Here is a 25,183-nt window from a genome sequence, read left to right on the forward strand (position 1 = left end):
GTCTTAATGATAGAGAGGTAGCGTCAGGCCATGGCGGTCGGACCGGAACAGACGGAGCGGGATGTGCTGGACACCCGTATCAATGCAGCGCGCCGGCTCGCCGCGCGGGCGGACGCGCGCCTGACGGGAGCGATCGCGGACTTCTTCCTCGCCGAAGAGGCGCGGCTCGACGAGCGGACGCGGCTGACGCTGGGCCGGGTGCTGAGCGGCGTCGTGCAGGGGATCGAGACGGAGATCCGTCGTCATGCGGCGCGCATCCTGTCCGGACGCGGTGCCGAAACACGCGCCGAGCATTTGCTGACGGCGCAGGACGACGTGGTGCGGCGACTGTCCCGCGCCGGGCTGCTGCGCGACCGGCTGCTGATCGACGAGCTGCTCGCCCAGGTGTCCTGCGATCTTATCGCCGCGCGCCTCGCGCCCAGCGCCGCGACCCCGGAACAGGCGAGCCTGCTGGTCCGGCTCGCCGAGGTCGACGACGGCGTCGTCGCCGCAGCCGCGCGCGCGTTGCTGTCGGCGGAGACCCGGCGCCGCGCCGCTGCCGAGCAGGGCGGGGTGGTGACCGGCATCCTGCCCGCCGAACGCCATCATCAACTGGTCTGGTGGGTCGCGGCCGCGATCCGCGAGGCGCAGGTCGCTGCGGGCGGCGAGGACGGCGGCGTCGACCGCGCAATCGTTGAGGCGGCACAACGCAATCTCGCCGCACACGACGAGGGGCAGCGCCCCGAAGCTGCCGCGGTGCGGCTGGCGGCGGCGATCGACGCGCGCCCGCACGAGGTCGGCGAACTGCTGATCGAAACGCTGGGCGACCGGCGGCTGTTGCTGTTCATCGCGGTGCTCGGCCGGGCGGTCGATCTCGACTTCGAGGGCGCGCGGACGATCGTCCTCGAACCCGAAGGCGACCGGCTGTGGCTGGCCTTGCGGGCGGCCGGGCTCGACCGGAGCGCGATCGCACGGATCGCCCTCGCCTTGGCGGATGCTGACCCGCGCCGCGACATCGAGGCGTTCGCCGACGATCTCGACGCGATCGTCACGGTGTCGGCGGAGGCGGCGCGGTCGGCGCTGGCGCCGTTGACGCTGCACCACGATCTGCGCATGGCGATCGCGGCGCTCACTCGCGAGGCGGTGCGATGAGGGTCGACAGCATTCCCGACATGCCGCTGAGCCATGCCTCGCTCGACGGCGAGGGGCGGTTGATCGCCGCCGACCCGGCGCTGATGGCGCTCAACGATCAGGCCGGCGGGGCGATCGGGGCGACGCTGGCGATCCCGCAGCTGGCGACGGTGGTGCGGCTCGCGCGGCGACTCGGCATCCTGGTGTCGCGGTCGGTGACGGTCGCCGATCAGGACGCGGACCTCGAACTCTGGGTGCGGGTGCAGCCGGACGGCGAGGGGGTGCGGATGGCGGTGAGCGGCTGGCGCGGCTTGCGCCCGCAGCCTGTCGCGGAACGACCGCTGGCGACGGTGATCGAGGATGGCGCGATGTCGTGGGAGACCGACGCCGGCCTGCGACTGACCTTCGTCTCGATCGATCCGGCGCGGCGGCTGGGGCTCGATGCGCTCGGGCTGCTCGGCCAGCCGCTGACTTCGCTGTTCACGCTCGATGCGACCGAGAGTGGCGCCTTGCCGATCCTCGAGGCGGTGGCGCGGCGGCGCCCGTTCGACGAGCAGCGCGCGCGGCTACGCAGCGGCGATACGCGCATGCTGCTGACCGCGACGGTCAAGGAAGATGCCGCGGGCGATTTCGCCGGGCTGGCCGGCGTGGCGCGCGTCGCGGAAACCGCGCCTGCGCCGGTCGAGGCGACGATCTCGACCCACTTCACCGAGGGGCTCGATCGCGCGTTGCGCTCGCCGCTCGCGCGGATCATCGCGCACGCCGACACGATCCACGCCGAGGCGGAGGGGCCAGTGCAACGCGACTATGTCGATTATGCATCGGATATCGCCAATGCCGGTCGCCATCTGCTCGGACTGGTCGACGACCTCGTCGATCTGCAGGCGGTCGAGCGCGCCGATTTCTCACTGGAAACCGAGGCGATCGATCTTGTCGACGTCGCCCGGCGCGCGGCCGGCCTGCTGTCGGTTCGCGCCGCCAATGCCGGCGTGGCGATCGCGCGCCCCTTGCCGGACCTGCGCGTGCCGGCCTCCGGGGATTTCCGCCGGGCCTTGCAGATCATGGTCAATCTGATCGGCAATGCGCTGCGCTATTCGGCCGAGGGTGGCGTGGTGAGCGTCACCGTCAGCCGCAGCGGCGACATGGCCGAAGCGGTCGTCGCGGATCAGGGCAAGGGCATCGCGCCGGAGGACCAGGCGCGCATCTTCGAGAAGTTCGAGCGGGTCGATCCGAGCGAGGCGGGCGGCAACGGCCTCGGCCTCTATATCGCGCGCCGGCTGGCGCGGGCGATGGGGGGCGATCTTGGCGTGGAGAGCGTGCCGGGAGACGGTGCGCGGTTCACATTGTCGCTGCCGATTTAGGGGCATCGCCACGGGCTGTCGGGGATCGGCAGCGTTTGGAACCGGCGGAGTTATACGGGATACTCCTCCCCCGCTAGGGGGAGGTGGCACGGCGAAGCCGTGACGGAGGGGGAGGAAAGGGTGGGAACCCGCTTATAAAGCTCCCGCTTTTCTTCCCCCTCCACCATTCAGCTGGCGCCGACCGGTCCCCCTCCGCCTGGCGGGGGAGGAATTAGGCGATCGACGCTTCTACCGCCGCATCCGTCGCGCCACCAGGATCAGCAGCAGCCCTGCGACCGCCAGCGCGACGCCGCGGTCGGCCCACGGCCGCTGGTCGAGCATGAAGCTCGATTCGGGCCAGTGGACGTAGCCCAGGCCCTGACCGATCCACAGCATCCCCATCAGCGCCATCAGCACGCCGATGGAGAGCAGGACCGGCCGGGCGCGGCGCATCAGCGCTGGTCCACCGGAACGTAGCTACGCTGCGTCGGGCCGGTGTAGAGCTGGCGCGGACGGCCGATCTTCTGGTCGGGATCGGTGATCATCTCGTTCCACTGCGCGACCCAGCCGACGGTGCGGGCGAGCGCGAAGAGCACGGTGAACATCGAGGTCGGGAAGCCGATCGCCGACAGGATCACGCCCGAGTAGAAGTCGACGTTCGGGAACAGCTTCTTCTCGATGAAATAATCATCGCTGAGCGCCAGTTCCTCGAGCCGCAGCGCGGTGTCGAACAGCGGATCGTTGACTTTGAGTGCGTCGAACACCTCGCGCACGGTCTTCTGCATCACCGTCGCGCGCGGATCGTAATTCTTGTACACGCGATGGCCGAAGCCCATCAGGCGGAACGGATCGTTCTTGTCCTTGGCGCGGGCGATGAACTCGGGGATGCGCTCGGGCGTGCCGATCTCGCGCAGCATGTTGAGCGCCGCCTCGTTGGCGCCGCCATGCGCCGGGCCCCACAGACAGGCGATGCCCGCCGCCATGCACGCGAACGGATTGGCACCCGACGAGCCGGCGAGGCGCACGGTCGAGGTCGAGGCATTCTGCTCGTGGTCGGCGTGGAGGATGAAGATGCGATCCATCGCCTTCTCGACCGCCGGATTGACCTCATAAGGCTCGGCCGGGACGCCGAAGGTCATGCGCAGGAAGTTGCCGGTGTAGCTGAGCGAATTGTCCGGATACAGGAAGGGCTGGCCGACGCTGTACTTGTACGCCATCGCGGCGATCGTCGGCATCTTGGCGATCAGGCGGTGGCTGGCGATCGTACGCTGCACCGGATCGTGGATGTCGGTCGAATCGTGGTAGAAGGCCGACAGCGCGCCGACGACGCCGCAGAGGATCGCCATCGGATGGGCGTCGCGACGGAAGCCGCGGAAGAAGGTCGCGAGCTGCTCGTGCACCATCGTGTGCCGCGAAATCGTATGCTCGAACTGCGCCAGCTCGCCCTTCTCGGGCAGCTCGCCGTTGAGCAGCAGATAGGCGACCTCCATGAAGCTGGAATTTTCCGCCAGCTCGCCGATCGGATAGCCGCGGTGCAGCAGAACGCCTTCGTCCCCGTCGATATAGGTCAGCTTCGATTGGCACGACGCCGTCGAGGTGAAGCCCGGATCGTAGGTGAAGTCGCCGGTCTGCGCATAGAACTTCCGGATGTCGACGACATCCGGCCCGACCGTGCCGGACATGACCGGGTAGTCGAAATCCTTACCGTCCACGGATACTTTGGCGGCGTCGGTCATGTCGTTGTCCTTCCTATCAGACTGCCATTCGGTCCGCGATCCGGCCGAGGCTTTCCTCTTTGCCGAGAAGCGCGAGCACGTCGAAGATTCCGGGCGATGTCTTGCGCCCGGTGAGAGCGGCGCGGAGCGGCTGGGCGACCTGCCCGAGCTTGACGCCCTGGGCCTCGGCGACCTGCCGTACCGCTGCTTCGAGAGCCTCCTGATCCCACTGCTGCACCGCGTCAAGCGCGGCGTGCAGCGCAGCGAGAAGCCGGGGTGCGGTGCCGCCGAGCAGGTCCGAAGCTGCCTGATCGAGGTCGAGCGGGCGGTTGGCGAACAGGAAGCGCGCGCCCTCGCTCAGTTCGTTGAGGTTGGCGGCGCGCGCCTTGAGCACCGGCATCGCGCGGGTCAGCAGCTCCGTGTCGGCATAGCCGCCGATCGGCGCGATCAGCGCGGCGAGGCGGGCATCGTCGGCGGCGCGGATATAATGACCGTTGAGATTCTCGAGCTTCTTGAGGTCGAAGCGCGACGGGCTCTTGCCGACGCCGGCGAGGTCGAACCATTCGGTCGCCTGCTCGCGGCTGATGATCTCGTCGTCGCCATGGCCCCAGCCGAGGCGCAGGAGGTAATTGTCGAAGGCTTCCGGCAATATGCCCAATTCGTCGCGATAGGCTTCGATGCCGACCGCGCCGTGACGCTTCGACAGTTTGGCGCCGTCGGTGCCGTGGATCAGCGGAATGTGCGCGTAGATCGGCTCGGGCCAGCCGTTCGCCTTGTAGATCGGCAGCTGGCGGAAGGCGTTGTTGAGATGGTCGTCGCCGCGAATGACGTGCGTCACGCCCATGTCATGGTCGTCGACCACCACCGCGAGCATGTACGTCGGCGTCCCATCCGAGCGCAGGAGGATCAGATCGTCGAGTTCGGCATTCTGGACGGTCACCGACCCCTGGACGCGATCCTCGATCGTCGTCGCGCCGTCGCGCGGCGCCTTGAGGCGGACGACGAAGGGCTGGCCCGCAGGTGCCGTCGCCGGATCGGCGTCGCGCCATGGCGAGCGGATGCGCAGCGGCTGCTTCGCCGCCTGCGCCGCTTCGCGCTGCGCGGTGATCTCCTCGGCGGTCATGTAGCAGCGATAGGCATGGCCGCTGGCGACCATCTGATGCGCGACTTCGGCATGACGGTCGGCGCGGGCGAACTGGAAGACGGCGTCGCCGTCCCAGTCGAGGCCGAGCCATTTGAGCCCACCGAGGATCGCGTCGATCGCCGGCTGGGTGGAGCGGGCGCGATCGGTGTCCTCGATGCGCAGCAGGAACGTGCCGCCATGATGGCGCGCGTAGAGCCAGTTGAACAGCGCGGTGCGCGCACCGCCGAGATGCAGATAGCCGGTCGGCGACGGCGCGAAGCGCGTGACGATCGTCGCAGGATTATCGTTCGTGGCGCTCAACCGCGCTTGCTCCCAAGGTTCGAGACGTGACGGCCGGAGCGGCCGCCGCGGGCCCTAGCACGCGGCTTCTGCGCCTTCAAATGCCCCGCGCCATGGAACGGTTGCGCGTCGGTATCGAAGAATGGCTGGAGGCGGAACGCGATCAGTTGGTGCTGTGGCTGCCGGTGGCATTCGGTGGCGGGATCGCGGCGTGGTTCGTGCTGCCCGATCCGCGGACGTGGACGACGACGCTGCTGCTGTGCGCCGCCGTGGCATTCGCCGCCATCGGGTTGGCACGCGGCGACCGGGCTGCGCGGGTCGTCGCGCTCGGTGCCGTGGCCGTCGCCGCCGGGTTGGCGCTGATCTGGTGGCGGGCGGAGCGGGTCGCCGAACCGGTGCTCGCACGCCCGGTCGTCGCGGTGGTACGCGGCAGCGTCGAGCGGGCCGAGCCGTTGATCGCGCGCGGACTGATGCGGCTGACGATCCGCGCCGACGCCGGCCAGGGCCTGCCGACGCGGCTGCGGGTCAATCTCGCCGCGGCGGACGTACCGGCGGACCTGGGGGCGGGTGCGGTCGTCCGGCTGCGGGCGCGACTGATGCCGCCGCCCGACGCCGCGGTGCCCGGCGCCTATGATTTCGCACGGGTGGCGTGGTTCGCGGGTATCGGCGCGACCGGGCGTGGTTTCGCGCCGGTGACGGTGATCCGGCCCGCCCCGGCGGGGGGTGGCCTGCGGACGCGGCTGACCGATCATATCACCGCCCGGCTGGACGGCAGCCGCGGCGGGATCGCGGCCGCGCTTGCCACCGGTGACGAGGGTGCGATCACCCCGGACGATTCGGAAGCGATGCGCCGTGCCGGCCTCGCGCATCTCTTGTCGGTCAGCGGGTTGCACATCACCGCAGCCGTCGGTGCGACGATGCTGCTGGTCATGCGGCTGCTCGCCTTGTGGCCGTGGCTGGCGATCCGCGTCCGGTTGCCGCTGGTCGCGGCGGCGGCAGGAGCGCTGGCGGCGATCGGCTATACCTGGCTCACTGGCAGTCAGGTGCCGACGATCCGATCCTGCGTCGCATCGCTGCTGGTGCTGGGGGCACTGGTGCTCGGGCGCGAGGCGGTGACGTTGCGGCTGGTCGCCGCGGGCGCGATGACGGTGCTGCTCGTCTGGCCGGAGGCGATGACCGGCGCGAGCTTCCAACTGTCCTTCGCGGCGATCGCGGCGATCGTCGCGCTGCACGAGCATCCGCGTATCGAATCGTGGTTCGCGCCGCGCGAGGAGGGGCGAATGGCTCGCGTACTGCGGTCGCTGGTGTCGCTGCTGCTCACCGGGCTGGTCGTCGAGGCGGCGCTGATGCCGATCGCGGTCTATCATTTCCACAAAGCGGGGCTCTACGGCGCGGCGGCGAACATCGTTGCGATCCCGCTCACCACCTTCGTGGTGATGCCGCTGGAGGCGCTGGCTTTATTGCTCGACGCCGCGGGCTGCGGCGGGCCGGTCTGGTGGGCGACCGACCTTGCCCTGCGCGTGTTGCTGATCCTCGCCCATGCCGTCGCCGCGGCGCCGGGATCGTCGCTTGCGCTGCCGTCGATGCCGGCGGCGGCATTCGCGCTTCTCGTGGCCGGGGGATTGTGGTTGGCCCTGTGGCGGACGCGATGGCGGCGGCTCGGCGTGGTACCGCTCGTTATCGGGGCGGGCTGGACGTGGCTGACGCCCGCGCCCGACCTGCTGGTGACGGGCGACGGGCGGCATATGGCGGTGCGTGTCGGCGGCGGGCTGGCGCTGCTGCGTGATCGGGCTGGGGACTATACGCGGGACATGCTCGCCGAAAATGGCGGCGCCGACGCGGGGATGCTATTGGGGGAGCAGGCGGCGGCGCGCTGCACGCGCGATGCCTGTGCGGTCGATGTGGATGCGGGCGGGCGGCGCTGGCGGGTGCTGGCGACGCGGAGCCTGTATCCGGTAAACCGCGACGAGCTCGCGACGGCCTGCGCGCGAGCGGATGTGGTGGTGAGCGAACGCCATCTGCCGCGGGCGTGCCGGCCGCGCTGGCTCCGGCTGGACGCACCGATGCTGCGGCGGACCGGCGGGGTCGCGGTGACCTTCGCGGGTGGCGAGGTGCGGACGGTGCGACGCGACGGGGATGCGCATCCGTGGTTCGCTGCCGTGCGGGTCATGCCGGCGGTGACGGGCGAGCACCATAGAAAGCGTCGATGGGGTGCCCCGTGAAAGTCCGCCAGTGCTCCTGCGGACGCAGGAGTCCAGAGCCAAGCAGAACAACGGCGTATGGCGTTCCGGGCTCCTGGGCTCCTGCTTTCGCAGGAGCACTGGGATGACGTTCGCAGAGGTCTCGAACAAGTCCGGGGTGACCGAGAGAGGGTGGAAAGCGTTCGGCCTACATGGAGGCCCATATGCGATCCCGCCGGCGGCTCAATCGTAGCGGCGCAGGATGCCCGACAATTTGCCTTGCACGCGGACGTGCGAGGGCACGTAGCGTTGCGGTTCATAGGCGCGGTTGGCCGGATCGAGCCGGACCATCGCGCCCTCGCGACGGAAGTATTTGAGCGTAGCCTCGCTGTCGTCGATCAGCGCGACGACGATCTCGCCGTCGCGGGCGACTTCGGTCCGGCGGATCAGCGCATAATCGCCGTCGAGGATACCCGCCTCGACCATCGAATCACCCGATACTTCCAACGCATAATGTTCGCCCGAACCGAGCAAAGCGGCCGGCACCGCGAGCATCGAGCTTCCCTCGAACGCCTCGATCGGCACGCCGGCGGCGATGCGGCCGTGCAGCGGGATCTCGATGACGTCGTTAGCCGGCGTCGCCGCGGGGCGGACGTTGCCGGTCTTGGCAGGGGGCGCGGCCGGAGCTGCCGGCGCGGGCTTGCGTTCCGACCGTTCCGGCATGCGCAGCACTTCGAGCGCGCGGGCGCGGTTTGGCAGGCGGCGGATGAAATGCCGTTCCTCGAGCGCGCTGATCAGGCGGTGGACGCCCGATTTGGATTTCAGGTCAAGCGCTTCTTTCATCTCCTCGAACGAGGGCGAGATGCCGGTTTCTTCCAGCCGGTCGTTGATGAAGCAAACGAGCTCGTGTTGCTTGCGCGTGAGCATGAGCGGACCTTCCCCGTCGGAACAGACGCGGAACTTCTAGGGAACAGGATGGCGCCCGTCAAGCGATGACGAGGATTTCTGCCGAGTCGCCCGCACTGGCGGCAGGCGCGTCCACCGGCCGCACGATCAGGCAGTGCGAGCGGGCGAGCGTGAGGAGCATCGAACTGTCCTGGATGGTCGAGGCAAAGGCGCGACCGTCGCGCAGCTCGGCGCGCAGATAGTCGGTGCGCGGCCCGTTCGCGGGCAGGTCCTCGCCGAGGATGGTCATCGTCGTGCGCGGTAGCGGGTCGGCGGCGCCGGCGAGGTGCGCGACCAGCGGTTTGACGAACAGCAACGCGGTGACGAACGCGGACACCGGATTACCGGGCAGGCCGAGCAGGATCGTGTCGCCGAGCCGGCCCGCCATCATCGGCTTGCCGGGGCGCAGCGCGATCCGCCAGAAGTCGATGCTGCCGCCGGCCGCCTCGAGCGCCGGGCGGACGAGATCGTGGTCGCCGACCGAAGCGCCGCCGGTGGTGACGAGCAAATCGGCTTCGACACCGGCGAAGGCGTCCCGCAACGTGGCGAGATCGTCGGGGAGGATGCCGAGATCGATCAACTCGATCGGCAGGTCGGCGAGCAGCGCCGCCAGCATCGCGCGGTTCGATTCGGGCAGCACGTCGGGCGAGGCGCCGCTGCCGGGCTCGACCAGTTCGTCGCCGGTCGCGCAGATCGCGACCCGCACGCGGCGGTGGACGGCGATCGTCGCCACCCCGCCGGTCGCCGCGACCGCGATCCGCGCGGCGGTCAGCCGCTCGCCCTGCGCGATCAGCCGGTCACCGGTGGTGAAATCGAGGCCGCGGCGGCGGGTGTTGCGGCCGTGCGTCGGCGGACCTTCGCCGGTCAGTCGGATTGCCGTGCCGTCGGCGGCGACTTCCTCCTGGATCATCACCGTGTCGGCGCCCGCGGGCATCGCCGCGCCGGTGAAGATCCGAACCGTTTCGCCCGGGCCGACCGCGCCGGCGAAGGGGCGGCCGGCGGCGCTTTCGCCGATCAACGTCCAGGGACCGGGGAGGTCGGCGAAGCGGATGGCATAGCCGTCCATCGCCGACAGATCGGTCGCCGGCTGCGTCCGGTGGGCGCCGACGTCGGCGGCGGCCCAGCGTCCGTGCGCCTGAGCGAGCGGCACCTCTTCGACGGCGACCGGGGCCGCCGAGGTGAACAGGCGGGCTTGCGCCTCGGCGATCGGCAAGAGCGCCATGGCGTCAGGCGCGCCAGTCGCCGGACTTGCCGCCGGCCTTTTCGAGCAGGCGGATGCCGGTGATCGTCATGCCGCGGTCCATCGCCTTCGCCATGTCGTAGACGGTCAGCAGCGCGACCGAGACGGCGGTGAGCGCCTCCATCTCGACGCCGGTCTTGCCGTCGGTCGCGGCGAGCGCGGTGGCGGTGATGCCGGTGTCGTCGAGCACCAGATCGAGCGTGACGCGGGTGAGGGGGAGAGGATGGCAGAGCGGGATGAGCTCGGCGGTCTTCTTCGCCGCCATGATGCCGGCGACGCGGGCGACGGCGAGCACGTCGCCCTTCTTCGCCGCACCGTCGCGGATCGCGGCGAGCGCATCCGCGGCGACCGCGATATGGCCGGTGGCGACGGCGCGGCGGCTGGTCACCGCCTTGTCGCCGACATCGACCATATGCGCGGCGCCATCGGCGTCGAGATGGGTGAGGCCGCTCATCCGATCATCGCGCGGGTCGCGGCCTCGACGTCGTCGGCGCGCATCAGCGCCTCGCCGATCAGGAAGCAGTGCACGCCATGTGCGGCCATCGCGTCGAGATCGGCGCGCGTTTCGAGCCCGCTCTCCGCGACGAAGGTGCAGCCCTCGGGCGCCTTGTCGACGAGTTCGTAGGTGCGGGCGAAATCGACGGTGAAATCGCGCAGGTCGCGGTTGTTGACGCCGATCAGTCGCGACTTGAGCTTGAGCGCGCGGTCGAGTTCGTGCGCGTCGTGCACCTCGACCAGCACGTCCATGCCGCAGTCGCGCGCCGATGCCTCGATCTCCGCCATCTGGTTGTCGTCGAGCGCGGCGACGATGATGAGGATCGCGTCGGCGCCGATCGAGCGGCTTTCGGTCGCCTGCCACGGATCGACCATGAAGTCCTTGCGGATCACCGGCAGGTCGCAGGCGGCGCGCGCGGCGACGAGATAGTCGTCGGAGCCCTGGAACCATTGCTCGTCGGTGAGCACCGACAGGCAGGCGGCGCCGCCCGCCTGATAGGCGCGGGCGTGGGCGGGGGGATCGAAATCGGTGCGGATCAGGCCCTTCGACGGGCTCGCCTTCTTGATCTCGGCGATCAGCGCATGGCCCGGCCTGGCGTCGAGCGCGGCGCGGAAGCCGCGCGGTTTGGTCACCGCGGCGATGCGTGCGTCGAGATCGGCGAGGCTGGTCGTCGCCTTGCGTGCGGCGACCTCGGCGCGTTTGGTTTCGATGATGCGGGAGAGAATGGTCATCGGTAGGCGATCCAGCGGTCGAGCAGCGCGCCCGCGCGGCCGTCGTCGAGCGCGGCCGCGGCGGCGTGCGCGCCGGCGGTGAGATGGGGACTGTGGCCGGCGACGACCAGCGCGGCGGCGGCGTTGAGCAGCACCGCGTCGCGATAGGCGCCCGCCTCGCCGGCGAGCAGGCGGCGCAGTGCGGCGGCGTTATAGGCAGGGTCGCCGCCGCGGATCGCGGCGAGCGGGTGGCGCGGCAGGCCGGCATCCTCTGGCACGATCGTGCGCGGCAGCGTCGCACTGCCGACGTTGACCGCGATGCTCGGGCCGGCGGTGGAGAGTTCGTCGAGCCCCTCCTCGCCCGAGATCACCGCGGCGCGGGCGGTGCCGAGCTGGTCGAGCGCCTCGGCATAGAGGCCGGCGTAATCGGGGCGGGCGATGCCGATCAGCTGATGCGTGACATGCGCCGGATTGGCGAGCGGCCCCATCAGGTTGAAGATGGTGCGCTTGCCGATGCGGCGGCGGATCGGGGTGATCCGCGCCATTGCGGGATGATGGTTGGCGGCGAACAGGAAGGCGATGCCGAGATCGGCGAGACTGCCCTCGGCGGTGGCGCCGGCGACCTCCATGTCGAGGCCGATCGCCTCGAGCGTGTCGGCGGCGCCCGCCTTGGACGAGGCGGCGCGGTTGCCGTGCTTGGCGACGGGCACGCCGCAGGCGGCGACGACCAGCGCCACCGCGGTCGAGACGTTGAGCGTGTGATGGCCATCGCCACCGGTGCCGCAGACGTCGATCGCGCCGGCGGGGGCGGCGATCGGGATGAGGCGGGCGCGAAGCGCGCGCGCCGCCTCGGCGATTTCGATGCTGGTCTCGCCGCGGTCGGACAAAGCGATGAGGAAGGCCGCGATCGCCTCTTCCGACACGCGCGCGTCGAGGATGTCGGCGAAGGCCTGCGCCGCGCTCTCGCGCGACAGCGGCGTCGCCGGATCGGGCAGCAGCGTCAGGATCGTCACGCCGGCGCCTTGACCGCGATGCCGGCGATACGCAGGAAATTGGCGAGCATCGCATGGCCGTGTTCGGTGGCGATGCTTTCCGGGTGGAACTGGACGCCGTGGATCGGCAGCGTCGCGTGGCGGAAGCCCATGACGTTGCCGTCGTCGGCGCGTGCGTTGACGATCAGCGGCGCGGGGACGTCGTTGACGATCAGGCTGTGGTAGCGCGTCGCGGTGAACGGGGAGGGCAGGTCCTCGAACAGGCCGGTGCCGTCGTGGGCGACGGGCGAGGTCTTGCCGTGCATCAGCCCGCCGCGCTCGACACGACCGCCGAAATGCTGGCCGATCGCCTGATGGCCGAGGCAGACGCCGAGCAACGGCCGGCCGGCATCGGCAGCGGCGGCGACGAGATCGAGGCTGACCCCCGCTTCGGTCGGCGTGCACGGACCGGGGGAGATCAGGAACGCCTCGGCGCCCGACGACAGCGCCTGGCCCGCCGAAATGGCATCGTTGCGCACCACCTCGACCTCGCTGCCCAGCTCCATGAGATAGTGGACGAGGTTCCAGGTGAAGCTGTCGTAATTGTCGACGACCAAGATCATCGCGCCGCCATAAACGATGCCCGCGCCGGTGCAACGCCTGTTGCGTCCCGGCAATCCTGTAGCAATCTGCGGGCGCTTATAACCGCTCCGTGTCGCGCGCCGGGAGAAACTGCGTCGCCTGCACGTTGAGGTCGCAAAGGAGACGCATGCCATGTTCCGCCCGTTGATGATTGCCGCTTTGATCGCGCTGCCCGCGGTTGCCGGTGCGCAGAGCGCGCCGGTGGCGGATACGGCAGGGTCGGGCACGCCGCCGCAGCGCGTCCGCGCGGTCACGCTCGGCGTCGGCCAGAAATGCCCGCAAAGCAGCGATACCGAGATCGTCATCTGCTCGACGCTCGAACAGCCCTATCGCATCCCCAAGCAGTTCCGCGACAGCGGTCCGATCCCGGCCAAGAACCAGGCATGGGGCAATCGCGCCGCGACGATGGATCAGGTCGGCCGGGCTGCCGGCGGCCTTCCCGACACCTGTTCGCCGGTCGGCACCGGCGGTCAGAGCGGCTGTGCGCTGGCGACCAACCGCCAATGGGCGGCGGAACGCCGCGCCAAGCAGGATGCCGATGCTTCGGTCCCCTGATCGCTAATCCTCTGCCGCCGCGTCTCGACGCGGCGGCGGTTACTGGCCGAAGCCGCCTTCGGCGGCGCGGCTGACCGCATCGCGCGCGGCGGCGAGGATGGCGCCGGCCTTGGCCTCGCATTCGCGCTGTTCCGACGCGGGATCGCTATCGGCGACGATGCCGGCGCCGGCCTGCGCGTGGATGGTGCCGTCCTTCACCACCGCGGTGCGCAATACGATGCAGCTGTCCATCGAGCCGTCGGGCGAGAAATAGCCGACACCACCGGCATAGGCGCCGCGGCGTTCGGGTTCGAGCTCGGCGATGATCTGGCAGGCACGCACCTTGGGGGCGCCGCTGACCGTGCCGGCCGGAAATCCGGCGAGGAGCGCGTCAATCGCATCGGCGGTGGGCGACAGGACCCCGACGACGTTCGAGACGATGTGCATGACATGGCTGTACAGCTCGATGCCATAACTCGCCGTCACCCGCACCGAACCGGGCGCGGAGGACCGGCCGACATCGTTGCGACCGAGATCGAGCAGCATGAGATGCTCGGCGCGTTCCTTGGGATCAGCGAGCAGGCTGTCGCGGTTGCTCTCATCCTCGGCGGCGGTCTTGCCGCGGGGACGGGTGCCGGCGATCGGGCGGATGGTGACCTCGCCGTCGCGGACGCGGACGAGGATTTCCGGGCTCGACCCGATCAGCGCGAAGCCGGGCAGGTCGAGATGGTAGAGGAAAGGCGACGGATTGATCCGGCGGAGGCTGCGGTACAGCTCGAACGGCGGCAGCGCGAACGGCGCCGAGAAGCGCTGCGCCAGCACCACCTGGAAGATGTCGCCGGCAGCGATATAGGCCTGCGCGCGCTTCACCATGCGGGCGTAATCGGCAGGCGGGATCGCCGGGGTATAAGCGAGATCGTCCGGAACCGCCTGTACCGGTGCGGGCAGCGGCGTATTGGCGAGGCGGGCGGCGACGCCGTCGAGCCGTTCCTCCGCATCTGCGACGAGCTTCGCCGGGTCGCGTGCCGCATCGGGCCACACCGGCGCGACGAGATAGAGCGCGTCGGCGAGCCGGTCGAACACGCAGATCACCGTCGGACGGACGAACAGCATGTCGGGCAGGCCGAGCGGATCGGCGGCGGGCGCGTCGAGCCGTTCGACCAGCCGGATCGTCTCATAACCGAAATAGCCGACGAGGCAGGCGAGCGCCTTGGGCAGTTCGGCGGGCACGTCGCCCCGGCACTCGGCGACCAGCTTGCGCAGCGCCTCGAGCGTCGGGATGCCGGTCGGTACGAAAGCGTCGCGGTCGGTGGCCCAATGTCGGTTGATCTCGGCGGTATCGCCGTGCGCGCGGAAGACGAGGTCGGGGGCGAGGCCGATCAGGCTGTGCCGCCCGCGCGTCGCGCCGCCTTCGACCGACTCGAGCAGATAGTCGCCGCGGCCGGGCTCGATCAGCTTGAGCGCGGCGGCGACCGGCGTTTCGGTGTCGGCGACCTGCCGCCGCCAGACGAACGCCGGGCGACCGGCGGCGAGCGTCTCGACGGCGGCGGTCGTCGCCGTCATCTCAATTGCCGCCGGTGTTGCCGGCGAGATCGGCACGGACGCGCGCCAGCGCCGCGGCATCGGTCTTGACGCCGACCGCATTGCGGACCGCGCGCGCGAATTGCTCGGCATATTCGCGGCCGACGACGCGGGCGATGCTGCCACGTGCGCCAGCGACGGCGGCGGGCGTGCCGGCGGCATTGCCGGTAACGATCGTATCGAGCTTGACGATCAGCCAGCCGGCGTTGTTCGGCGCCTCCAGCAGCTTGGCATTGCCCTTCGCCATCGAGAAGAGCAGCGCGAGCGGCGGCTGGACGTTGCCCTGTGCCGCGGCGAGCTGCGCACGGCTGGCGCCGGCGGTCTGCACCGGCGGCAGCGCGCGGCCCGAGGCGGCCATCGCCTGCGCCAAAGGCGTGCCCTTGTTGACCTTGGCGAGGATATCCGTGGCGAGCTTGCGCGCGGCGGTGCGTGCGCGATCGGCGGTGACGTCGGCGATCACCTGCGTCTTCACCTGATCGAGCGGCCGCGGCGCGGCACGGACGACGCGACCGATCGCAACGACCGCAAAGCCGCCGTCCTGGCCGACCGGCACCAACTGCGCCGGATCACCCTCCGCCATCTGGAAGGCGGCGGCGACGATCGGCGCCACCGCCGGGTCGGGCCGTGCCGCCGGGGCGTCGGGGTTGGTGCCGTTGGCGAGCAACGGCGGCGTGGTCTGCGCGCTGAGCTTCTGGTCGGCGACGGCCTCGTCGAAGGTGGCGTTCTTGCCGAGCGCGGTGTCGAGCGAATCGTGCACGTCGGCGAGGGCCTGTTGCAGCTTGCGCGTCGACAATTCGGCGACGAGTTCCGGCTTCGCCTGTTCGAGCGTCTTGCCCGGCACCTGTTCGATCTTCTCGACGCGGGCAACGACCCAGCCGAGCGGACCACGCACCGGGCCGATCACCCCGCCGCTGGGCGCGGCGAAGGCGGCGTCGGCGATACCCGCGCTGCTCGTGGCGGCATAGGCCGGCTTGGTGAGACCGGTCTGCACCGCGGGCTCCAGCCCGGCGGCGCGTGCGGCATCGGCGATCGGCGTGCCGGCCTTCACCTTGGCGGCGAGCGCATTGGCCCCCGCCTGATCGGCGACGACCACTTGGCTGATGTCGCGCTTCTCGGCGGCGGCGAAGCGGCTGCGCTGCTGGTTGTAGGCGGCGGCGATCTCGGCGTCGGTCGGCACCGCGCGCGCCTTGACCTGCTCCGGCGTCACCACCGCATAGCGGACGACGCGCCGCTCGGGCACGGTGTAGCGCTGGATGTTGCGGCGATAGAAGGCCTGCTGCTCGGCGTCGGTCGGCGCCGGGCCGGTGTCGACCGCCTTGGCCGGGACGAAGGCGACCTGCCCCGAGCGCTTTTCGAGCATCAGCGAGGCGTAGGGCAGCGCGACTTTCATCGGCACCTGCGTCGCGCCCTGCGTCGGCAGCATGAGCTGCTGCGCGATGATGTCGCGGGCGATGTCGGTGCGGACCTGCGCGTCGGTGAGCTTCTGGTCGGCGAGCAGGCGCTGGTAATTGGCGGGATCGAACTGGCCGTTGGGGCCGCGGAGGCCGGGGATGCTGGCGATCACGCCGTCGACCGAGCGCTTGCTGACGATCATATGCTGGCCGCGTCCGAACGCTTCGAGCGCGAGGCCATTGATCGTCCGGTCGAGCGTCGCCTGCAATCCGCCCTGGTCGAGCAGTTGCTGCATCGTCGGCGCCGGCTGCTGCTGGCGGGCGGCTTCCTGCGATGCCGCCTGCAGCTCGGTCTGGACGCGGCCGCGCAGCTCGGTGGCGGTGACCTTCTGACCGCCGACGGTGGCGACGCTGTTGCCCGACAGGCTGGTGCCATTCCCCGCCAAGCCGGTGATGTCGCCCGCCGCAAAGGCGAGCGCGATCACGCCGAGGACGATGAAGGTGACGACGATGCCGGCCTTGGAATTGATGATCCGGCGGAAAAAGCTGAGCATGAAAAGGCCGATCGTCCCTCTTGAAGTGCAGCGTCTTTAGGGGCGCAGCGGCTTGCCATCAAGCGCGCGGGCGGGCACAGTTTGTTGAACATGTAAAACAGGAGGTCGGATGACGCGGCGCAAGCTGGTGGCGGGCAATTGGAAGATGAACGGATCGCGTGCCGCGCTCGCCGAACTCGACGGCATCGCGGCGGCGGCGGCCGGCGCGCCGGGTGTCGACGTGATGGTCGCGGTGCCGTTCACGCTGATCGCGCCCGCGGCGGAACGGGCACCGGGGCTGCTGATCGGCGCCGAGGACGTGCACGAGGCGGACAGCGGCGCGCATACCGGTTGCGTCTCGGCGGCGATGGTCGCCGAGGCGGGCGCGCGCTTCACCATCGTCGGCCACAGCGAGCGACGGATGGACCAGGGCGAGACCAGCCACGACGCCTGGGCGAAGGCGGCGGCGGCGCGGCGGCAGGGGCTGCACGTCATCTCCTGCTGCGGCGAGACCGAGGCGGAGCGCGACGCCGACCGCGCCGAACGCGTGGTGCAGGCGCAGATCGAGAAGTCGGTGCCCGACAATGCCGACGGCAGCTGGTTCACGCTCGCCTACGAACCGCGTTGGGCGATCGGCACGGGCCGCACGCCGACGCTGGAGCAGATCTGCGCGATCCACGCGATCGCCCGCGCCAAGCTGCGCACGCTGATCGGCGATGCCGCCGACGGCGTGCGCATCCTGTACGGTGGGTCGGTGACCGGCGAGAATGCCGCGACGATCCTCGCCTGCGACAATGTCGACGGTGCGCTGGTCGGCGGGGCGAGCCTGACCGCCGCGAAGTTCGTGCCGATCATCGAGGCGGCGGCCGGGGTGTAGCGCGCGCGCGACCACCGGACCCCGGTCAGCGTTGCGAAAGGCGGGATGCGGCATCATCTTGCCATCGTGATCGCGCCTGCTCCCCTACGCGAACGGCTCGGCGCCGCCGCTCTGACCGCCGTCATCGTCGCGGCGCTCGGCTATGCCTTGTGGCTCGGGCTTGCCTTCCGGGGCGGCGTCACGCCGATGCAGAGCGCGCTGGCCACCTTCACCGTCGCGCCCGAGCCGCCGCCGCCGGAGCGCGTCATACCGCCGCCCAAGCGGATCAACCGGCCGAGCGGCCGGGCGGCGCCGCCCAATCTCCGCTCCAAGGCGACCGAGGTCACCGCGCCGGTGCCGATCGTCCAGATCGCGCCGCCGCCGCCGATCGTCGTCGCGCCGCTGCCCAATATCGGCGCGCAGGCGACCTCCGGCGCATCCGACCGGGCGGGGCCGGGCACCGGCGCCGGCGGGATCGGCGACGGCAATGGCGCGGGCGGGGACGGCGATGGCGACGGCAGCGGCTGGGAAAAGGTGCCGCGGCTGGTCAGCGGCCGGATCAAGGGATCGGACATCCCCGACGCGATCCTCGACACCGGCTTTCGCGGCGTCGTCGGCGTCCGCTATCGCGTCGAGACCAACGGCCGCGTCACCGGCTGCACGATCGCGCGATCGAGCGGCAGTGCGCTGATGGATCAGGTGACCTGTGCGGCGATCGAGAAGCGCTTCCGCTACGATCCGTGGCGCGATGCGGCCGGGCGGCCGGTGCGATCAACGGTGCTGCGCGACCAGCAATGGGACATCGATCCGCCGACGATCGATCGCTGACCACCGTCAGTCGGCGACGAAGCCGGCGGCTTCCGCGCGTCCGAGGCTCGATCGGACGACGAGATGGTGGAATGGCGTTATCGCGGCGAGATAGGCACGGCCGAGCCGGTTGCGACAATGGACCACCGTCGTGGCGAACACGGTGGCGGCCCCGTCCGCGCCGCGCTCCGTCAGCAGCGAGAGGCGGAAATCGAGGTGCCGGTCGTCTTCGCCGAGGATGATCTCGTCCGCCGATTGGGCGCGGATCGGGAAGAAGGCGACGCGCGTCTCGGCGGAAACCGCGCGGCGGATATCCCCCGTCGTCTGCAGGCCGGCGCTGCGCGCGAAACCGTCGCGTATCCCCAGCAGCGCGCGGAACCACCAGCTCGGCCGATCGAGGATCGCCCGCGCGATCGTGCGGATATCGCCGTCATGCCCGGGCGGCAGCGGCGCGGCATAGCAATCGAGCAGGTCCGCGCCGTCATACCAGTCGGCGATACGGCTCGAGTGGGGCGGATCGCGGCGGGTGACGCTCACCGCGTGCCATAGCGCCGCTTGAGCAGCGCGTAGCAGGCGCGCAGCGCATAGGCGTCGCCGCCTTTCGGGCGACCCGGTCTGGCGGAGGGGCGCCAGGCGAAGACGTCCATATGCGCCCAGATCGTGTCCTTCGGCACGAAGCGGCGCAGGAACAGCGCGGCGGTGATCGCGCCGGCGAAGCCGCCGTCAGGGGCGTTGACCATGTCGGCGATGTCCGACTTGAGCATCTCGTCATAGCCGTCCCACAGCGGCAATCGCCACAGGGGGTCGTCGAGCGCGGTGCCGGCGGCGAGCAGGTCCGCCGCGAGGGTCTCGTCGTCGGTGAACAGCGGCGGCAAATCGGGGCCGAGCGCGACGCGCGCCGCGCCGGTCAGCGTCGCGAAGTCGAGGATCAGCTCGGGATGCGCCTCCCCGGCGCGGGTGAGCGCGTCGGCGAGGATCAGCCGTCCTTCGGCATCGGTGTTGGTGTTCTCGATCGTCGGGCCGAGGCGGCTGCGCAGCACGTCGCCGGGACGGAAGGCATTGCCGGCGATCGCATTCTCCACCGCCGGGATCAGCAGGTGCAGGCGCACCGGCAGCCGCGCCGCCATGACGAGGCTGGCGAGCGCAAGCGCATGCGCCGCACCGCCCATATCCTTCTTCATTAGCCGCATGCCGGCCGATGGCTTGATGTCGAGCCCGCCGGTATCGAACACCACGCCCTTGCCGACCAAGGCGATGCGCGGATGCGCGGGGTCGCCCCATTCGAGCTCGATCAGCCGTGGCGCGCGCTCCTTGACCGCCGCCTGTCCAACCGCGTGGATCAGCGGATAGCCGGTGGCAAGCGCGTCGCCGCGGGTGATGGTGACGCTCGCTTGATGATCGCGCGCCAGCCGTTCGGCGGCGGCTTCCAGCTCGGCGGGGCCGAGGTCGCCCGCGCCGGTATTGACGAGATCGCGCACCCAGCCGGTCGCGGCGGCGAGGCGCAAGGTCTCCTCGATACCTGCGGCGTCCTGCGTCAGGAGGATGCGCGCGCCGGTGTCGTCCGCCCTGCGATAGCGATCGAAGCGATATTGGCCGAGCAGCCAGCCGAGCGCGGCGGGGCCGATCGCACCGCCGACGCGATAGGTGCCGGCGGGGAGCGCCTCGGCGAGCTTCGCCAACGTCCAGACGTCGGGTGCGGCGGCGACGACGATCGCCTGCACGTCCTCGTCGGCGTAGATGGCGTGGCTGCCGGACTTGCCGGTGAAGCGTTGCGCGGCGAGCGCGGTGCGGACGCGTGGCGGCTGGGCGGCGAGCCATTCGTCATAGGCGTCGGGCGCGATCAGCGCGATGGAGCGGGCGGGCTGGCCGCGGTCGGGCTGGAGCAGGGTGTCGGGCATATCAGGTCGCCGGGCTGACGAGGAATTGCTCGTAGCGCTCGGTGCCGTCGGGCTCGGCGAAGGTGCCGATCGACAGCTTCCGGTCGGGATAGGTGACGGTGTAGCGGCGCTGCACGAAGCCGCCGCGCAATTGCGTCTGTCCCGCTTTCTCGAAGCTGGTCGGCGCGCCGAGCACCGACAGGCTGGTGCGATAATCCGCGAGCACCTGCGGCGTGAAATAATAAGAGGCGTTGGCGGTGAGCAGCGTGCGGTCGAGCGTGCCGCCGCGCAGCGCGTCGAACATCGCGCGCGCCGCCTTCGTCTTCGCCGCCTCGGTGGCGTCGGCATCGGCGGGAAGGACGACTTTGGCGATGCCCTGCGCGATGCTGACGAAGGCGTTGCCGAAATCGGCGTTGGTCAACACGACGATCGCCGCTTTCTGCTCGGGATAGACGATATTCTCCGACAGGAAACCGACCGCCTCGCCGCTATGCTCGACATAGGGCTGGCCGGCGCGCTTACCGAGGCTGACGCCGAGGCCGTAATTGGTGGTGCTGCCGTCGGCGAGCAGCACCGGCTTCTCCTGCGCTGCCCAGTCGTCGGCGGGGAGCAGGCCGCGGTTCAGACGCGCCACGTCCCATTTGGCGAGGTCGCCGGCGCTCATCGACAGCTCACCCGCGGCATAGAGCCAGCCGTCGGCGGCGGGACGCGCGACGCGGACCGGGCCGAGCGCGTTGCGGTGATAGCCCGAGGGGAAACGGGCGCCGATCGCCTTGTCTTGATCGATCGCGGTGATGCCGAGCGGCTTGAAGACGCGGCGTTCGAGGAGGGTCAGCAACGGCTCGCCCGCGGCCTTTTCGGCGATCAGGCCGGCGACGACATAGCCGGTGTTGGAATATTGCCATTGCGTGCCGGGCGCGAAGTCGAGCGGCTTCTTCGCCCAGCGATCGACGATCGCCTGCGGCGTGGTCGGCGTCTCCATCGCCTTGAAGCTGTAGTCCTGCGGCCAGTAATCCTGCAGGCCCGAGGTGTGGCTTAGCAACTGGCGGATGGTGATCCGATCGCCGCCGCTGATCCCCGGCAGCCATTTGGCGACGGTGTCGTCCAGCGACACTTTGCCGTCGTCCTCGAGCAGCAGCAGCGCGGCGGCGGTGAACTGCTTCGAGATCGAGGCGATCTGATAGGGCGCGTCGGGGCGTGCGGCGTCGCGGTCCGATTGCTTGCCATAGGCCTTGGTCAGCACGATCCGCCCGCCGCGCACGATCGCGACCTGCGCCGAGGGCGTGCCGGTCGTGGCGAGCGCATCGGCGACGACCGTGTCGACCGCGGTCCGTTCGGCGGGGGTGAGCGTCTGGGCGGCGAGGGGGCTGGCGGTGAGGAGGAGAGCGAGCGTCGCGAGCGTCTTTGGAAACATCGCGGAAGGCTGCCACATCCGGGTGGTCTGGCGAAAGTGAAATCGGCGGGCGGGCGTCGAGCGCGGCTGGCGGTGTCCTACGGTGATATCAGGAAGCGGCACCGTCGTGGTTCGAACACCGGCCTTCGATGCCATCTCACGCTGGACTAGCGAAAGGAGGGGTGGCATCTTCGTGCCATGCCTTTCGTCATTCCCATCGCGATTGCGAACAGCGGACGAATTAACCACCCGGCCTGATGCGTCGGGCCGGGTCTATCCGCTTGTGACTATCACGATGCTGCGTGCATCTGCGAAGGGTATCGAACCATGTCTTTGGAACAACCGACGCTGCACCTCATGTGCGGCAAGATCGCTGCCGGGAAATCCACGCTGACGACGGCTTTGGGACAACAGCCCCGCACGATCGTCGTGAAGGAAGATTACTGGCTGGCACGCCTGTATCCGGGCGAGCAGAACAGTCTCGCCGACTATGTTCGGAACGCAGCGCGCCTGCGCGATGCGATGCGCGCGCATCTGGTCGATCTGTTGCGGGCGGGATTATCCGTGGTGTTGGACTTTCCGGCGAATACACCGGCAAGCCGGGCATGGATGCGCGCCGTGTTCGAAGAGGCGGGATGTGCTCACCAACTTCATTATCTCGACGTTCCGGATGACGTCTGCAAATCCCGATTACGCCGGCGGAATGACGACGGCACGCACGAATTTACCGTGAGCGACGACGATTTCGCGCAGATCACGAAGCATTTCGTTCCGCCGGCACCCGAGGAAGGGTTCGACGTCGTTCTGCATCGACCCTAGCCATCCGTCCTCTCCCGCGACGTTAACCGCGCAACGGGAGAGGACCCGAACCGCCTCGCGTCAAACCGGTACGCCGTACAGGTCGTGCTCGTCGGCATCCTCGATCGCCACCGGGACGATGTCGCCGACCGCCAGATGCGCGGCGTCGCGCAGGAAGACCTGGCCGTCGATCTCGGGGGCGTCGGCCTGGCTGCGGCCGGTGGCACCTTCTTCACCCACTTCGTCGATGATGACGGGGAGGGTGCGGCCGATCTTCGCGGCGAGCTTGGCGGCGCTGATCGCGGCGGTCTTCGCCATGATCCGCTGGTAGCGCTCCTCCTTCACCTCCTCCGGCACGTGATCGGGCAGGAGGTTGGCGGCGGCGCCCTCGACCGGCTCGAAGCGGAACGCGCCGACGCGGTCGAGCTGCGCCTCGTCGAGCCAGTCGAGCAGGTATTCGAAGTCCGCCTCGGTCTCGCCGGGGAAGCCGACGACGAAGGTCGAGCGGATCGCGATGTCCGGGCAGATCTCGCGCCACTGGTGGATGCGACTCAGGACCTTGGCGTCGTTGCCGGGGCGCTTCATGCGCTTGAGCACCGACGGCGCGGCATGCTGGAACGGAATGTCGAGATAGGGGAGCACCAGCCCCTCGGCCATCAGCGGGATGACCTGATCGACGTGCGGATAGGGATAGACGTAGTGGAGGCGGACCCAGGGGGCGATCCTGCCGAGCTCGCGGGCGAGGTCGGTCATGTGCGGCACGACCTCCTGCCCCTTCCACAGCCGCGGCTCCTTGCGGATGTCGATGCCGTAGGCGCTGGTGTCCTGGCTGATGACCAGTAGTTCGCGCGTGCCGGCGGCGACGAGCTTTTCCGCCTCGCGCAGGATCGCGTCGGGGCGGCGGCTGACGAGATCGCCGCGCAGGCTCGGGATGATGCAGAACGAACAGCGGTGGTTGCAGCCCTCCGAGATCTTCAGATAGCTGTAATGGCGCGGGGTCAGCTTGAGCCCGGCGTCGGGGATCAGGTCGATATAGGGCGAGAGGTGAGCGGGCGCCGCCTCGTGCACCGCCTCGACGACCTGTTCGTACTGATGCGCGCCGGTGACCGCGAGCACCTGCGGGAAGCGGGCGCGGATCACCTCGGCCTCCTTGCCCATGCAGCCGGTGACGATGACGCGGCCGTTCTCGGCGATCGCCTCGCCGATCGCCTCGAGGCTTTCCTCCTTCGCCGAATCGAGGAAGCCGCAGGTGTTGACCAGCACGACGTCGGCGCCGGCGTAATCGGCGGACATCTGATAGCCGTCGGCGCGCAGCTGCGTGAGGATGCGTTCGCTGTCGACCAGATTCTTGGGACAGCCGAGCGACACCATGCCGACGCGCGGCGGGGAGGGGAGACGAGTTGCCATGAGAGAGGCGCACATAGGCGTTTCGCCGCGCTTTTGCCAGATGGTGCCGTGTCCGGCGTCGTTCGTCGCTCGACACCGGCGGGGGCAGGCGGCACAGCGGCGGCAGGGGAGTGACGTTTGATGCTGGCAATAGGGTTGATGTCCGGAACGTCGCTCGACGGGATCGATGCGGCGCTGCTCGAGACCGATGGCGAGGGACAGGTGCGCGCCCTGGCGTTTCGCGGCGAGGCCTATTCGGATGCGGCGCGCGCGCAGCTCGCCGCGGCGACGACGCTGGCGCTGACCTTCGACCGGCCGCGCGCGAGCCCCAATCTGGTCGCGGCGGGCGAGCTGATCGACCGGACGCATGCCTTCGCCGTCCACAAATTGCTGCGCGAGGCGGGCGTCGAGGCGGCGGACGTCGGGGTGATCGGCTATCACGGCCAGACCGTCGCGCATCGCCCCGATCGCGGCTGGACGTGGCAGATCGGCGACGGCGCGGTGCTGGCGCGGGCGACGGGCATCACCGTGGTCAGCGACTTCCGCAGCGCCGACGTCGCCGCGGGCGGGCAGGGGGCGCCGCTGCTACCGGTCTATCATGCCGCGCTGGTCGCGGGGCTGGACAAGCCGGTGGCGGTGCTCAACCTCGGCGGGGTGGGGAACATCACCTTCGTCGGCGCGGACGGGACGCTCGTCGCCTTCGATACCGGGCCGGCGAACGGGCTGATCGATAGCTGGGTCGAGGCGGAGACCGGCGCGCGCTTCGATGCGGGCGGCACGCTGGCGGCGGCGGGGCAGGTCGACGAGGCGGTGCTGACCGGCATGCTCGACCATCCCTTCTTCGAATTGGCTCCGCCGAAGAGCCTCGATCGCAACGATTTCAGTGTTCAGCCGGCGCGCGGGCTGGCGGCGGCGGACGGTGCCGCGACGCTGACCGCCTTCACCGCGGCGAGCGTCAACGAGGCGATCGACCGGCTGCCGGCGCGGCCGCGGCGGCTGATCGTCGCGGGCGGCGGCCGGCATAATCCCATCTTGCTGCGGATGATCGGCGAGCGGACCGGGCTGACGCCCGAGCCGAGCGATGCGCTGGGCTGGAACGGCGATGCGATGGAGGCGGAGGGCTTCGCCTATATGGCGGTGCGGACGTTGCGCGGTCTGCCGATCAGCTTTCCGGGGACGACCGGGGTGGCGGCACCGCTGACCGGTGGGGTGGTGAGCCGGCCGTAGTGCGTGCCGCGTTGGACGACATGGACGC

The 25,183-nt window shown here is 70.0% G+C and carries 23 protein-coding genes; 8 read left to right on the plus strand and 15 right to left on the minus strand.

Annotation, left to right across the window (positions count from 1 at the left end; translation table 11 throughout):
• Window positions 1-63: 63 nt before the first annotated feature.
• Window positions 64-1,131, plus strand: coding sequence for a DUF2336 domain-containing protein (locus FFS23_RS00705; protein WP_245640844.1), 1,068 nt, complete (start codon window positions 64-66; stop codon window positions 1,129-1,131).
• Window positions 1,128-2,471, plus strand: coding sequence for a sensor histidine kinase (locus tag FFS23_RS00710; protein ID WP_137896991.1), 1,344 nt, complete (start codon window positions 1,128-1,130; stop codon window positions 2,469-2,471). The genes FFS23_RS00705 and FFS23_RS00710 overlap by 4 nt, the downstream gene beginning before the upstream one ends.
• A gap of 228 nt (window positions 2,472-2,699) precedes the next feature.
• Here the strand turns inward: FFS23_RS00710 and FFS23_RS00715 are convergent, their stop codons facing one another.
• The 3 genes from FFS23_RS00715 to gltX are packed head-to-tail and all read right to left on the minus strand — an operon-like array spanning window position 2,700 to window position 5,609.
• A complete protein-coding gene (locus tag FFS23_RS00715; protein ID WP_137896992.1) occupies window positions 2,700-2,903 on the minus strand; it encodes a hypothetical protein in 204 nt (67 codons plus the stop codon).
• On the minus strand, window positions 2,903-4,186 hold the full coding sequence (locus FFS23_RS00720) for a citrate synthase (RefSeq protein WP_137896993.1): 1,284 nt from the start codon (window positions 4,184-4,186) through the stop codon (window positions 2,903-2,905). The genes FFS23_RS00715 and FFS23_RS00720 overlap by 1 nt, the downstream gene beginning before the upstream one ends.
• Before the next feature lie 16 nt (window positions 4,187-4,202).
• Window positions 4,203-5,609: a glutamate--tRNA ligase gene (gene gltX, locus FFS23_RS00725; RefSeq protein WP_137896994.1), complete on the minus strand. Its 1,407-nt coding sequence runs from the start codon at window positions 5,607-5,609 to the stop codon at window positions 4,203-4,205.
• A gap of 92 nt (window positions 5,610-5,701) precedes the next feature.
• Between gltX and FFS23_RS00730 the strand changes: the two genes are divergently transcribed.
• Window positions 5,702-7,810, plus strand: a complete 2,109-nt coding sequence (locus tag FFS23_RS00730) for a ComEC/Rec2 family competence protein (RefSeq protein ID WP_171009302.1) — start codon at window positions 5,702-5,704, stop codon at window positions 7,808-7,810.
• A 201-nt stretch (window positions 7,811-8,011) separates the two neighbouring features.
• On the opposite strand, the gene lexA is transcribed toward FFS23_RS00730, so the two are convergent.
• Genes lexA through FFS23_RS00760 form a run of 6 tightly spaced genes read right to left on the minus strand, consistent with a single transcriptional unit; the run spans window position 8,012 to window position 12,753 of the window.
• A complete protein-coding gene (gene lexA, locus FFS23_RS00735) occupies window positions 8,012-8,695 on the minus strand; it encodes a transcriptional repressor LexA (protein ID WP_137896995.1) in 684 nt (227 codons plus the stop codon).
• A gap of 58 nt (window positions 8,696-8,753) precedes the next feature.
• Window positions 8,754-9,935, minus strand: coding sequence for a molybdopterin molybdotransferase MoeA (locus FFS23_RS00740; protein ID WP_137896996.1), 1,182 nt, complete (start codon window positions 9,933-9,935; stop codon window positions 8,754-8,756).
• A gap of 4 nt (window positions 9,936-9,939) precedes the next feature.
• Entirely contained in the window at window positions 9,940-10,407 is a 468-nt protein-coding gene (gene moaC / locus FFS23_RS00745; protein ID WP_137896997.1) for a cyclic pyranopterin monophosphate synthase MoaC, read from the minus strand.
• Complete coding sequence (gene trpC / locus FFS23_RS00750; RefSeq protein WP_137896998.1) at window positions 10,404-11,180, minus strand: indole-3-glycerol phosphate synthase TrpC; 777 nt, start codon at window positions 11,178-11,180, stop codon at window positions 10,404-10,406. The genes moaC and trpC overlap by 4 nt, the downstream gene beginning before the upstream one ends.
• Window positions 11,177-12,172, minus strand: a complete 996-nt coding sequence (gene trpD / locus FFS23_RS00755; RefSeq protein ID WP_137896999.1) for an anthranilate phosphoribosyltransferase — start codon at window positions 12,170-12,172, stop codon at window positions 11,177-11,179. Before trpD ends, trpC begins: the two co-directional genes overlap by 4 nt.
• A complete protein-coding gene (locus tag FFS23_RS00760) occupies window positions 12,169-12,753 on the minus strand; it encodes an anthranilate synthase component II (protein WP_137897000.1) in 585 nt (194 codons plus the stop codon). Before FFS23_RS00760 ends, trpD begins: the two co-directional genes overlap by 4 nt.
• A gap of 151 nt (window positions 12,754-12,904) precedes the next feature.
• Here FFS23_RS00760 and FFS23_RS00765 point away from each other — a divergent pair, with 151 nt between their 5' ends.
• On the plus strand, window positions 12,905-13,327 hold the full coding sequence (locus tag FFS23_RS00765; RefSeq protein WP_038660231.1) for a hypothetical protein: 423 nt from the start codon (window positions 12,905-12,907) through the stop codon (window positions 13,325-13,327).
• 39 nt (window positions 13,328-13,366) lie between these two features.
• Here the strand turns inward: FFS23_RS00765 and trpE are convergent, their stop codons facing one another.
• Both trpE and FFS23_RS00775 read right to left on the minus strand, forming a co-directional pair.
• Window positions 13,367-14,869, minus strand: coding sequence for an anthranilate synthase component I (gene trpE, locus FFS23_RS00770; RefSeq protein ID WP_137897001.1), 1,503 nt, complete (start codon window positions 14,867-14,869; stop codon window positions 13,367-13,369).
• A gap of 1 nt (window position 14,870) precedes the next feature.
• Entirely contained in the window at window positions 14,871-16,832 is a 1,962-nt protein-coding gene (locus FFS23_RS00775) for a peptidylprolyl isomerase (protein WP_137897002.1), read from the minus strand.
• Between the two features lie 109 nt (window positions 16,833-16,941).
• Here FFS23_RS00775 and tpiA point away from each other — a divergent pair, with 109 nt between their 5' ends.
• The gene (gene tpiA / locus FFS23_RS00780; RefSeq protein WP_038660224.1) at window positions 16,942-17,688 is read left to right on the plus strand and encodes a triose-phosphate isomerase; all 747 of its coding nucleotides are present in this window, start codon (window positions 16,942-16,944) and stop codon (window positions 17,686-17,688) included.
• 66 nt (window positions 17,689-17,754) lie between these two features.
• Window positions 17,755-18,495 carry an energy transducer TonB gene (locus tag FFS23_RS20565; protein ID WP_281177482.1) on the plus strand — a complete coding sequence of 247 codons (741 nt, stop codon included), beginning with the start codon at window positions 17,755-17,757 and terminating at the stop codon, window positions 18,493-18,495.
• 6 nt (window positions 18,496-18,501) lie between these two features.
• On the opposite strand, the gene FFS23_RS00790 is transcribed toward FFS23_RS20565, so the two are convergent.
• Genes FFS23_RS00790 through FFS23_RS00800 form a run of 3 tightly spaced genes read right to left on the minus strand, consistent with a single transcriptional unit; the run spans window position 18,502 to window position 21,765 of the window.
• Complete coding sequence (locus tag FFS23_RS00790; protein ID WP_137897003.1) at window positions 18,502-19,011, minus strand: DUF2867 domain-containing protein; 510 nt, start codon at window positions 19,009-19,011, stop codon at window positions 18,502-18,504.
• Entirely contained in the window at window positions 19,008-20,372 is a 1,365-nt protein-coding gene (locus FFS23_RS00795) for a leucyl aminopeptidase family protein (RefSeq protein WP_137897004.1), read from the minus strand. The genes FFS23_RS00790 and FFS23_RS00795 overlap by 4 nt, the downstream gene beginning before the upstream one ends.
• A gap of 1 nt (window position 20,373) precedes the next feature.
• Entirely contained in the window at window positions 20,374-21,765 is a 1,392-nt protein-coding gene (locus FFS23_RS00800) for a serine hydrolase domain-containing protein (RefSeq protein ID WP_249340462.1), read from the minus strand.
• Window positions 21,766-22,071: 306 nt separating this feature from the next.
• Between FFS23_RS00800 and FFS23_RS00805 the strand changes: the two genes are divergently transcribed.
• Window positions 22,072-22,563: a P-loop nucleotide/nucleoside kinase family protein gene (locus FFS23_RS00805; protein ID WP_137897006.1), complete on the plus strand. Its 492-nt coding sequence runs from the start codon at window positions 22,072-22,074 to the stop codon at window positions 22,561-22,563.
• A 60-nt stretch (window positions 22,564-22,623) separates the two neighbouring features.
• Here the strand turns inward: FFS23_RS00805 and rimO are convergent, their stop codons facing one another.
• Entirely contained in the window at window positions 22,624-23,949 is a 1,326-nt protein-coding gene (gene rimO / locus FFS23_RS00810) for a 30S ribosomal protein S12 methylthiotransferase RimO (protein ID WP_038660213.1), read from the minus strand.
• Window positions 23,950-24,069: 120 nt separating this feature from the next.
• Here rimO and FFS23_RS00815 point away from each other — a divergent pair, with 120 nt between their 5' ends.
• Window positions 24,070-25,155, plus strand: a complete 1,086-nt coding sequence (locus FFS23_RS00815) for an anhydro-N-acetylmuramic acid kinase (protein ID WP_137897073.1) — start codon at window positions 24,070-24,072, stop codon at window positions 25,153-25,155.
• Window positions 25,156-25,183 lie beyond the last annotated feature (28 nt).

The sequence above is a fragment of the Sphingomonas sp. 2SG genome (assembly GCF_005503285.1).
In the GTDB taxonomy this organism is placed as follows: Bacteria; Pseudomonadota; Alphaproteobacteria; order Sphingomonadales; family Sphingomonadaceae; genus Sphingomonas; species Sphingomonas taxi.

What these genes read in the sequence shown, in the direction of transcription:
- FFS23_RS00775 (WP_137897002.1), bottom strand. Translation starts at nt 16,832, where the DNA reads ATGCTCAGCTTTTTCCGCCGGATCATCAATTCCAAGGCCGGCATCGTC.
- tpiA (WP_038660224.1), top strand. Translation starts at nt 16,942, where the DNA reads ATGACGCGGCGCAAGCTGGTGGCGGGCAATTGGAAGATGAACGGATCG.
- trpE (WP_137897001.1), bottom strand. Translation starts at nt 14,869, where the DNA reads ATGACGGCGACGACCGCCGCCGTCGAGACGCTCGCCGCCGGTCGCCCG.
- FFS23_RS00805 (WP_137897006.1), top strand. Translation starts at nt 22,072, where the DNA reads ATGTCTTTGGAACAACCGACGCTGCACCTCATGTGCGGCAAGATCGCT.
- FFS23_RS00760 (WP_137897000.1), bottom strand. Translation starts at nt 12,753, where the DNA reads ATGATCTTGGTCGTCGACAATTACGACAGCTTCACCTGGAACCTCGTC.
- FFS23_RS00720 (WP_137896993.1), bottom strand. Translation starts at nt 4,186, where the DNA reads ATGACCGACGCCGCCAAAGTATCCGTGGACGGTAAGGATTTCGACTAC.
- moaC (WP_137896997.1), bottom strand. Translation starts at nt 10,407, where the DNA reads ATGAGCGGCCTCACCCATCTCGACGCCGATGGCGCCGCGCATATGGTC.
- trpC (WP_137896998.1), bottom strand. Translation starts at nt 11,180, where the DNA reads ATGACCATTCTCTCCCGCATCATCGAAACCAAACGCGCCGAGGTCGCC.
- lexA (WP_137896995.1), bottom strand. Translation starts at nt 8,695, where the DNA reads ATGCTCACGCGCAAGCAACACGAGCTCGTTTGCTTCATCAACGACCGG.
- FFS23_RS00800 (WP_249340462.1), bottom strand. Translation starts at nt 21,765, where the DNA reads ATGTTTCCAAAGACGCTCGCGACGCTCGCTCTCCTCCTCACCGCCAGC.
- FFS23_RS00795 (WP_137897004.1), bottom strand. Translation starts at nt 20,372, where the DNA reads ATGCCCGACACCCTGCTCCAGCCCGACCGCGGCCAGCCCGCCCGCTCC.
- FFS23_RS00765 (WP_038660231.1), top strand. Translation starts at nt 12,905, where the DNA reads ATGTTCCGCCCGTTGATGATTGCCGCTTTGATCGCGCTGCCCGCGGTT.
- FFS23_RS00740 (WP_137896996.1), bottom strand. Translation starts at nt 9,935, where the DNA reads ATGGCGCTCTTGCCGATCGCCGAGGCGCAAGCCCGCCTGTTCACCTCG.
- FFS23_RS00710 (WP_137896991.1), top strand. Translation starts at nt 1,128, where the DNA reads ATGAGGGTCGACAGCATTCCCGACATGCCGCTGAGCCATGCCTCGCTC.
- rimO (WP_038660213.1), bottom strand. Translation starts at nt 23,949, where the DNA reads ATGGCAACTCGTCTCCCCTCCCCGCCGCGCGTCGGCATGGTGTCGCTC.
- FFS23_RS00815 (WP_137897073.1), top strand. Translation starts at nt 24,070, where the DNA reads ATGCTGGCAATAGGGTTGATGTCCGGAACGTCGCTCGACGGGATCGAT.
- FFS23_RS00715 (WP_137896992.1), bottom strand. Translation starts at nt 2,903, where the DNA reads ATGCGCCGCGCCCGGCCGGTCCTGCTCTCCATCGGCGTGCTGATGGCG.
- FFS23_RS00730 (WP_171009302.1), top strand. Translation starts at nt 5,702, where the DNA reads ATGGAACGGTTGCGCGTCGGTATCGAAGAATGGCTGGAGGCGGAACGC.